The 9,426-nt window shown below is 72.3% G+C and carries 7 protein-coding genes; 5 read left to right on the forward strand and 2 right to left on the reverse strand.

Going from position 1 to position 9,426, the window contains the following annotated elements:
- The first annotated feature begins 192 nt into the window (after nucleotides 1–192).
- Entirely contained in the window at nucleotides 193–1,599 is a 1,407-nt protein-coding gene (locus C8E97_RS20320) for a flavin monoamine oxidase family protein (protein WP_170211927.1), read from the forward strand.
- 132 nt (nucleotides 1,600–1,731) lie between these two features.
- Here C8E97_RS20320 and C8E97_RS20325 read toward each other — a convergent pair whose 3' ends face one another.
- The gene (locus C8E97_RS20325) at nucleotides 1,732–2,538 is read right to left on the reverse strand and encodes an SDR family NAD(P)-dependent oxidoreductase (RefSeq protein WP_170211928.1); all 807 of its coding nucleotides are present in this window, start codon (nucleotides 2,536–2,538) and stop codon (nucleotides 1,732–1,734) included.
- 147 nt (nucleotides 2,539–2,685) lie between these two features.
- On the opposite strand from C8E97_RS20325, the gene C8E97_RS20330 reads away from it, so the two are divergent.
- The 4 genes from C8E97_RS20330 to C8E97_RS20345 all read left to right on the forward strand — a co-directional run bounded on the left by C8E97_RS20330 (nucleotide 2,686) and on the right by C8E97_RS20345 (nucleotide 7,525).
- Nucleotides 2,686–3,717: an ABC transporter permease gene (locus C8E97_RS20330; RefSeq protein ID WP_121007127.1), complete on the forward strand. Its 1,032-nt coding sequence runs from the start codon at nucleotides 2,686–2,688 to the stop codon at nucleotides 3,715–3,717.
- Between the two features lie 25 nt (nucleotides 3,718–3,742).
- The gene (locus C8E97_RS20335; RefSeq protein ID WP_121007128.1) at nucleotides 3,743–4,789 is read left to right on the forward strand and encodes a sugar ABC transporter substrate-binding protein; all 1,047 of its coding nucleotides are present in this window, start codon (nucleotides 3,743–3,745) and stop codon (nucleotides 4,787–4,789) included.
- Complete coding sequence (locus tag C8E97_RS20340) at nucleotides 4,789–6,270, forward strand: sugar ABC transporter ATP-binding protein (protein ID WP_121007129.1); 1,482 nt, start codon at nucleotides 4,789–4,791, stop codon at nucleotides 6,268–6,270. Before C8E97_RS20335 ends, C8E97_RS20340 begins: the two co-directional genes overlap by 1 nt.
- A 103-nt stretch (nucleotides 6,271–6,373) precedes the next feature.
- The gene (locus C8E97_RS20345) at nucleotides 6,374–7,525 is read left to right on the forward strand and encodes a family 2 encapsulin nanocompartment cargo protein terpene cyclase (RefSeq protein WP_121007130.1); all 1,152 of its coding nucleotides are present in this window, start codon (nucleotides 6,374–6,376) and stop codon (nucleotides 7,523–7,525) included.
- Nucleotides 7,526–7,686: 161 nt separating this feature from the next.
- Here the strand turns inward: C8E97_RS20345 and C8E97_RS20350 are convergent, their stop codons facing one another.
- Nucleotides 7,687–9,126, reverse strand: a complete 1,440-nt coding sequence (locus C8E97_RS20350) for a GMC family oxidoreductase (protein ID WP_121007131.1) — start codon at nucleotides 9,124–9,126, stop codon at nucleotides 7,687–7,689.
- Between the last annotated feature and the right edge of the window lie 300 nt (nucleotides 9,127–9,426).

A 9,426-nucleotide genomic window follows, 5' to 3' on the forward strand; every position in this document is an offset into this window, starting at 1 on the left:
TCTCCGCAGATATCGGGACGGGCTGTCGCCCGTACGCCGACGCTGCGTCACGCAACGGGGTGACCGGCACGACCCCCGTTACCGGACCGGGGGAAAACCGCGGTCGTTCGGAGTGCGCGCCTTGTGGGCGCGACCGGCGCGGGGCGAATGTTGCGTATGGAATTGGATGCGTTGGCACTGCTCAGGGAAGGGTTGCCGGACAGTTCCGCGCCGCGTCGGCGGATCGTCGTCGTGGGCGCGGGAATGGCCGGCCTGACCGCCGGTCTGCTGTTGAAGGAAGCCGGCCACGACGTCACCATCCTGGAAGGCCAGAACCGGCTGGGCGGGCGGATCCTCACGCACCGCGGGTTCGCCGGCGACATGTACGGCGAGTTCGGCGCGATGCGCTTCCCGCAACAGCACCCGCTGGTCTCGTGGCTCATCGAGGACAAGTTCGGGCTGGCCACCCAACCGTTCCCGATGTACGACGAGGACACGTTCGTCTACCTCCAGGGAAAAGGGGTGCGCCGCCGCGATTTCCGGGGCGAGGAGTTCACCTTCGACCTGTCGCCCGCCGAAGCCGACAAAGCGCCGCACGAACTGCTCCGGCACACCGTCCAGCCGCTCGTCGACGTCATGGAGCAGGAGGACGAGGACAAGGCGTGGCACCGCCTGCTCCACGAGTACGACAAGTACACGCTGCTGGGCTACCTGAAGGAGCGGGGGCTCGGCGACGGCGCGCTGGCGATGCTGGGCCCGCTGTTCAACCTGGAGGGCCGCTACCACTTCTCGCTGGTCGAGTGGTTCTCGCACTACTACGAGGACGTGTTCGGCCAACTGGTGTACATCGAGGACGGCGCGGACTCGCTGCCCAGGGCGTTCGAGCCGTACCTGATGGACGACATCCGGCTGGGCGCGCTCGTGCACGCGGTCGACCAGTCGGACACCGAGGTCCGGGTGCACTTCCGGGCGGGCCGCCGGTCGCACGAGGTCGTCGCCGACGAGTGCCTGGTGACGGTGCCGTTCGCGAGCCTGCGGCACATGGAGGTCCAGGGCCTCGACCCGGACAAGTGGTACGCGATCCGCAACACCTACTACGGGCGCGCGCACAAGCTGTTCATGCAGTTCAGCGAGCGGTGGTGGGAGAGCGCGTACGGCATCACGCACGGGCTGACGGTCACCGACCTGGCGATCCGCAACATCGTCTACCCGCCGGCCGGCCAGGACACCCGGTTCCGCAAGGGGGTGATGATCGCGTCCTACTGCTGGGAGCAGGACAGCATGCCGTACACGCCGCTGGCCGGCGACGAGTGCGTGGCCCAGGCGCTGGAGGACCTGACCAAGATCCACCCGGAGGCGCGGGACACCTTCGAGTTCGGCGTCTACAAGGACTGGGCGCTCGACTGGTTCGCCTGCGGCATCGGGCCGCTGTTCCGGGCGTACGAGATGAGCGAGGCGTCCTATGACGACGTCATCCGACCGGTGAACCGGGTGTGGTTCGCCAACGACGCGTGCGACCGCCGCCACCGGCGGTGGGTGGAGGGCGCGTTGAAGGCGGCCGTCAAGAACGCCTACGCCATCCACACCGGCATGCGCGACGAGATGCCGTGGCGGGACTGAGCGCCGGCGACGTGGTCGGGTCGCGGGCGGTCGACGCGACCACCGGCGCCGGTCGGCGATGACGGTGCGCACCCACCGTCATCGCCGGCCGGCGCCGGCCCTGCCCGTCCACCGTGGACCGACCGCCCGCGGTCAGCTCATCACGAACCCGCCGTTGGGGCTCAACGTCTGCCCGGTCACGTAGGTGCCGTCCGGACCGACCAGGAACGCCACCGCCGACGCGATCTCCGCCGGCAGGCCGAACCGGCCCAACGAGATCTGCCGCTCCAAGTCGCGCCGCACGACCGGCGCCATCACGTCGCCCAGCGGCGTGTCGATGTAACCGGGCGCCACGCAGTTCACCCGGATTCCACGCGGCGCGACGTCGCGGGCCACCGCCCTGGTGAAGCCCTCGATGCCGGCCTTGGCCGCCGAGTAGTGCGGGATGTGCGCGCAGCCGGTCAGGCCGCAGATGGAGGACACGTTCACGATCACGCCGCCGCGCTCCATGTGGCGCAGCGCGGCGCGGGTGCCGTAGAAGGTGCCGTCCAGGTGGACGCCGAGCATCCGGTGCCACGCGTCGTCGCTGATGTTCACCGTCGCGTCCAGCATCGTCTCCGGCGCGCCGGACTCCGCCTCCGCGAGCCGCGCCGCGAGCCGCCCGAACGCGTCGTCGGCCTCCTGCCCGCCGCGGATGCCCGCGTTGTTGACCAGGATGTCGAGCCGGCCGTAGGTCTCGACGACCGTCCGCACCGCCTCGTCGACCTGCGCGGAGTCGGCGACGTCCGCGACCACCGCCATGCCGCGCGTCAGCAGGCCCGCGGTCAGCTCGGCCCCGGTCGAGTCCACGTCCAGCGCAGCCACCCGCGCGCCCTCGGCGTCCAACCGGCGGGCGACCGCTTCGCCGATGCCCGAACCGGCGCCGGTCACCAGCGCCACTTTCCCCTCGATGCTGCCCATGTGGGCAGACGCTAGTGAGGTGCTGTCGGTTCGCTGTGCGCTCTGCCACAGTCGGTGCGCTGGGTGACAACGGCTGTTCGCCATCGGGCAAGCGTTCACCTGCCCGTCATCGCACCCTGGTGGCCGTACAGGGCGGACGGAGGCGGCATGACCGAGGTAGACCGACGGATCACGACAACCCGCGAGGGGAACGGCAACGCGGTCCTCGGGTTCGGCAGGCAGGTGTTGCGCGCGGAGTCGAGCAGCGTGCTGATCGCGACGATCCTGCTCGTGCTCGTCATCGGCGCGTTGCGCCCGACGTTCCTCTCCGTCGGGCAGTTGAAGGACGTGCTCAACAACTCCGTGTACGTGGCGCTGCTCGCGGCGGGCATGGCGTTCCTCCTCGCGATGCGGGAGATCGACCTCTCCGTGGGCGCCATGTTCGGGCTCTCGCTCATCACCTCCGCGCTGCTGATGCGGGACGGGTTCGACCCGTGGCTGGCGTGCGGCGCGGGCATCGTGCTGGGCGCGATCCTCGGCCTGGCCAACGCGTTGGTGGTGCGGCACATCGCGATCCCGGCGTTCGTGGCCACGTTGGCGACGATGCAGCTGTACCGGGGGCTCGCGGTCGCGCTGGGCGACGGCCGGCAGGTCACCGGGCTGCCGCTGGAGCACTCGTTCTTCACCGTGCTCGGCGGCGAGGTGCTCGGCCTGCCGGTGAGCGTGTGGATCCTCGTCGCGGTCACCGCCGGGCTCACGGTGATCCTGCGCTGGACGCCCTTCGGCTACCGGGTGCGCTCCATCGGCTCCAACCCGGACGCGGCGGCGTTCTCGGGCATCTCCATCGCGCGGACCCGGCTCTACGTGCTGGTGCTGGTCGGGGCCGTGGCCGGGCTGGCGGGCGTGCTCGGCCTGGCGTTCTTCACGTCCGGTGACCCGAACATCGGCGTCGGGTTCGAGCTCCAGGCGATCGCGGCGGCGGTCATCGGCGGCACCCCGCTGCGCGGCGGCGTCGCGACCGTGGTGGGCGCGGTGTTCGGCGCGGTGCTGCTGGGCGTGGTCTCCAGCGGGCTCGTGTACTTCAGCATCCCCGCGAACTGGAGCGGCTTCGCCACCGGTCTCGTCGTCCTGGTGGCGGTCGGGGTGGACAGCGCGCTGCGCAGCAGGCAGCGGGCGCGCGAATCGATGCTCGGCCTGTGAAACCCCGCGTAGGAAAGAGGTCCTGATGCGTCCCCAACGGTACGTGGCGGCGTTGGCCGTCGCCGGGCTGGTCGCCGGCTGCGGCACGGCCGAGCCGTCCGCGAACGCGCCGCTCAAGATGGCGTTCGTGTACGCCACCTCGACGCAGAACCCGTTCCAGGAGATGGCGTTCGGCGCGAAGGCCGCCGCGGACGACGCCGGGAACGTCGACCTGACGCTGAGCGCACCCTCCTCCGTGGACGGTCCGCAGGAGGTGTCGCTGTTCCAGTCGGCGATCCGCAACTCCACGGACGGTGTGGCGCTGGAGACGCTGACGCCGGACCTGTTCGTGCGACCGCTCAGGCAGGCCAAGGACCTCGACGTGCCGGTGGTCGCGGTGGACACGCTGCCGCCGCGGGGCACCGAGGTCGGCCTCTACATCGGCAACAGCAACACCGACCTGGGCAAGCTGCTCGGCGAGGAGTTCGTCAAGCAGGTGCCGGAGAACGCGACCGGCGAGGTCGTGCTGGGCAACGCCATCCCCGGCCTGACCCTGCTCCAGCAGCGACTGGACGGCATGAAGTCGGTCATCGAGGCCAAGCGGCCCGGCCTGAGGATCAGCGGGCCGTTCGACTCCGGCTCGGAACCCACGTCGAACTTCACCAAGTGGAACGACATCGTCAAGGCGCACCCGGACGCGATCGGCTACCTCGGCGTCGGCGCGCAGGACGCGGTGTCGCTGGCGCTGATCCAGAAGAACACCGGCCGCAAGTTCCTCGCGGGCTCGTGCGACCCGGACGTGTCGGCGCTCCAGGCGGTCAAGGACGGCTACGTGTTCGCGCTGGCCTCGCCCGAGCACTGGATGAAGGGCTACATCGCGCTGCGGCTGCTGGCCGAGCACAAGCGCGGCGGCAAGGACCTCCCCAAGGGGTGGTGGAACACCGGCTCGCTGGTGGTCAACGCCGACAACATCGACCAGATCATGGCACGCCAGAAGGACGAGGGCTCCCGCAAGGCCGCGTTCAAGGCGGAGACCGACCGGCAGCTCGCCGAACCGGCGAAGCACCTCAGGCCCATCGGGGAGGCCAACTGATGCACGCGCTCACCGCACACGGGATCACCAAGTCCTACGGCGGGGTCACCGCGCTGGCCGGTGCGGACCTGACGCTGCGCCCCGGCTCGGTGCACGCGCTGCTCGGCGAGAACGGCGCGGGCAAGTCCACGCTGATCAAGGTGATCACCGGGGCGGTGCCACCGGACTCGGGCACGCTGCGGCTGGCGGGCGCGGACGTCGCGTTCGCCAGCACCGCGCAGGCGGCGGCCAACGGCGTCGCCGTGGTCTCGCAGGAGCTGAACCTGTTCCCGGACCTGGACGTGCTGGCCAACCTGTACCCGATGCGGGAGCCGACCAAGGGGCTGCTGCTGGACCGCGCGGCGATGCTGGCGAAGGCGACGCCGGTGCTCGCGCAGCTCGGCCTCGACGTCGACCCCCGCGCGAAGCTCGGTTCCCTGTCGCTGGCCCAGCGCCAGCTCGTGGAGATCGCGAAGGCGCTCATCGTCGAGCCGCGCGTGCTGATCCTGGACGAGCCGACGTCCGCGCTGGACAAGGACAGCTCCAGCCGCCTGCTGGACATCCTGCGGGTGCTGCGCGACCGCGAGGTGGCGGTGGTGTTCGTGTCGCACATCCTCGAAGAAGTCATGAACCTGTGCGACGAGATCACCGTGCTGCGCGAGGGCCGCACCGTGCTCGACGCCCGGCCGCGCGCGGAGCTGACCATCGGCGACATCGTCCACGCGATGCTGGGCCAGGACCTGCCCACGCCCGTGCGCACCACCGGCACGCCGTCCGCGGCCAGGCTGGAGCTGCGCGACGTCGTGGTGCCCGACCGGCTCGCCGGGGTCGACCTGACGTGCTCGGGCGGCGAGGTGGTCGGCCTGGCCGGGCTCGCGGGGTCCGGCCACACGACGGCGCTGGAGGTCGTCGCGGGCATCCGGCGGCCGAGCCGGGGCTCGGTGGTGCTGCCGGGCGGCGGCACGCCGCACGACTTCCGGTCGGCCATCGCCGCCGGCGTGGCGCTGGTCTCGGGTGACCGGCGGCGGGTCGGGCTGATGCTCGACAAACCGGTGTGGGAGAACATCGCCCAGGTCAAGCCGGTGGCGATGGCCGGGGCGGTGCTCCTGCGGACCGGCGCGCTGCGCGACTCGGCGAAGGAGCTGGCGGCGCGGGTGCGCGTGCAGCCGCCGAACGTCGACGCCAGGGCCGGCCTGCTCTCCGGCGGCAACCAGCAGAAGGTCGTGCTGGCGAAGTGGCTGGCGGCCGACCCGTCGGTGCTGCTGCTGGACGACCCGACCCGCGGCGTCGACCTGGGCGCGCGCAACGAGATCCACGCCCTGCTGCGCAGCGTGGCCGACGCGGGCAAGGTCGTCGTGCTGTGCTCGACCGACCTGGACGAGCTGGTCAACGCGTGCGACCGGGTCGTGGTGTTCCACAAGGGCCGGGTGTGCGCGGAGCTGACCGGCGACCGGATCGACCAGCACACCATCCTGCGCACGATGAACACCGGGGAGCACTGAGCGGCGGCGCGCCCGGCCGACGGCCGGAACCACCCGAACGTGGGGACGGTGTCCCCGGCTGGCGGATGGCCGGCCGGGGCTCGCGCTGCCAGTCTCGACCCTTGTGACGGACACCGCCCCCGCCGCGCAGGCGAGCACACCCTTCGACTGGACCACGCCGACCGGCCTCGGCACCTCGGCGGCCCGCGTCGCGGCGCAGTTCACGCAGGTCCTGGCGGCGGCGGCCGCCGACACCGCCGCCGGGCAGGACCCGGCCTACGCGGAGCGCCCCTGGGGCGACGGTTCCGCGCCGCCGCTGTACGTGCCCGTGGTCGAGCGGGTCGACGACGCCCTCACCGAGGTCGTCGAGGACCTGCTGGTCGAGTGGGCGCGGGAGTGCGGGTTCGAGGGCGAGGAGCTGGACCAGCTGCGCGACGCCGGGTTCGGGCGGCTGGTCGTGCTCGCCCACCCCGACAGCGACGACCCCGAGCGGCTGCTGATCGCGGCCAAGCTGAACGCGGCGTGGTGGGCCGCCGACGACCTGTACGCCGACGACAGCGGCATGGGCGCGACGCCGACCGCGCTGCCGCCCCGGCTGGCGCTGGCGATGGCGGCGCTGGACCCGCTGCCGCCCGCGGGCGAGTTCACCGCGCCGCTGGAGGAGGCGCTGCGCTCCGACCCGGTCCTCGTGGCGCTGCGGACGGGCATCGACCACCTCGCCCGGCACGGCACGCCCGCGCAGGTGCAGCGGGCGGTCTACTCGACGGCGGCGATGTTCGTCAGCTGGAACACCTACGCGGCGTGGCGGCACACCGGCGAGTACCCGCCCGCCTGGGAGTACCTGGCGGCGCGGCAGCACGACAGCTTCTACACGTCCATGACGCTGATCGACCCGGTCGGCGGCTACGAGCTGCCCGCGAACCTGTACTACGACCCGCGGGTGCGGCGGGCCGCGTTCCAGGCGGGCACCGCGTCGGTGATGGTCAACGACCTGCTGTCGGTGGCCAAGGACGCCGCCGACGAGACGCAGGTGTGCAACATGGTCCTCCAGGTCGCGGCCGACCGGGGGTGCTCGGTGGCCGAGGCGACGGAGACCACCGTCGAGCTGCACAACCGGCTGGTCCGCGACTTCGAGGAGGGGCACCGCGAGCTGTCGGCGCTGCCGTCGCCGGAGCTGCACCGCTTCCTGCGCGGGCTGCGCGCGTGGATGGGCGGCGGCTTCGAGTGGCACAACACCAACCCGCGCTACCGGGCGCGCCAGGGGGCGGCGCGGTGACAAGTCCGCGCCACCGGCCCTGACCGACCCGACACCCGGCTGCCACACGTCGTGACCGGTGGCAGCCGGGGTGTCCGTGAGCGGCCGCGCCGCCGGACGGGAACGGCCCCGCCGCCGGACGGGAACGGCCGCGTCGTCGGACGTGGGCGGCCGTCGCGCGCTCAGGCCGCGATCAGCTCCGCCGCCTTCTCCGCGATCATCACGGTCGGCGTGTTGGTGTTGCCGGACACGACGGTCGGCATGATGGAGGCGTCGGCGACCCGCAGCCCGGCCACCCCGCGCACCCGCAGCCGCGCGTCGACCACCGAACCGAGGGCGCACGTGCCCGCCTGGTGGTGGTAGGTGATCACCGAGCGCCGCACGTACTCGCGCAGTTCCAGCTTGCCCGGGTACAGCTCGTCCGCGCCCCACTCCTTGAGCGCCCGCTCGTGGCCGATCTCCTGGCACAGCAGCACGGCTTCGACCAGGGCGTCCACGTCGGACGGCGCGGAGAGCGCGCGCGGGTCGATCAGCGGCGGCCCGTCGGCGCTCGACAGCGTGAGCCGGCCCGTGCCCGCCGGGCGGATCAGGCCCGCCATCAGCGAGAAGCCGTTGTCCGGGCCGGACATCCACTTCTCGTACAGCGGCGCGCTGAAGTGCAGCGGCTGGAGGTCCGGCGTCGCCAACCCGGACCGGCTGCGCCAGAACAGGTGGGTCTGGGCGGGCGGGACGCCGGGCGCGTGCTCGATCGGCTTGGCGGCGCTGAAGATCGTGGGCACCAGCCAGTGGTCCTGGAGGTTGTCGCCGACGCCCGGCAGGTCGGCCACCACCTCGATGCCGAGCGCGCGCAGGTCGTCGGCCGGGCCGACGCCGGAGCGCAGCAGCACCTGCGGCGAGCCGATCGCGCCCGCCGCCAGCACGACCTCCCCGGCGCGGGCCCGGTGGACGCGGTCGTACTCGGTCCACTCGACGCCCACGCAGCGGTCGCCCGCGGTCAGCAGCCGGCGGACGTGGGCGTTGGTGACGAGGGTGAACCGCGGGTGGTCCAGCACCGGCGCCAGGTAGGCGCGGGCCGTGGTGTGGCGCCGGCCGGCGGCGATGGTGAACTGGAGCCGGCTGACGCCGGTCTGGTCCGCGCCGTTGTAGTCCGGGTTGAACGGGACGCCCGCCTGCTGGGCGGCGGCGAGGATGGCCTCCTGCACGGGGTCGGCGGTGAAGTCGCGCAGGATGCTCAGCGGGCCGCTCTCGATGCGCCGGAACACCGGTTCCACGTCGGCCCACGACCAGCCGGTGTGGCCGGCCGCGGCCCAGCCGTCGTAGTCGGCGGGGTTGCCCCGGACGTGGATCATCGCGTTCAGGGCGTGCGAACCGCCCAGCACCCGACCCCTCGGCAGGTGCAGCGGGCGGTTCGCCGCGTCCCGTTGCGGCACCGTCCGCAGTCCCCAGTCCTGCGCGCTGTCCCACAGCTCGTGCATCCGCACCGGGTCGTGGATGGCCGGGTTGGTGTCCCGTTCGCCCGCTTCCAGCAGCAGCACCGTGCCCTCGGTGAGGTCCAGCAGCCTCCGCGCCAGCACGCAGCCGGCCGTGCCCCCACCCACCACCACGAAGTCCGCGTCGACCATGCCACCAGTCCAGCAAACCGGGGGCCGCCGTCCTTGAACCGCAGCGCACGCCCGTTGACCGGCCGCGCATCATCCGGGGCGGGCGCGCGGCGACCCGGCGGCGGCGCGGGAGCCGGCCTCCGGTGACGCGGGGTCCGCCCCGGGGCGGACCCGCCGTTGATCAGCGGCCGTCGACCGCTTCGCGGGCAATCCCGCCGCCAAATGGTGACAGCGCGCTAATCAAAAATGCTCTTCGTCACCCGTTCGAGCAATAGCAATATCGCCCGATCAGGCCAGGAAAACCCTGGTCCTAGGCTGCCG

It is taken from the genome of Saccharothrix australiensis (genome assembly GCF_003634935.1).
Lineage (GTDB): Bacteria > Actinomycetota > Actinomycetes > Mycobacteriales > Pseudonocardiaceae > Actinosynnema > Actinosynnema australiense.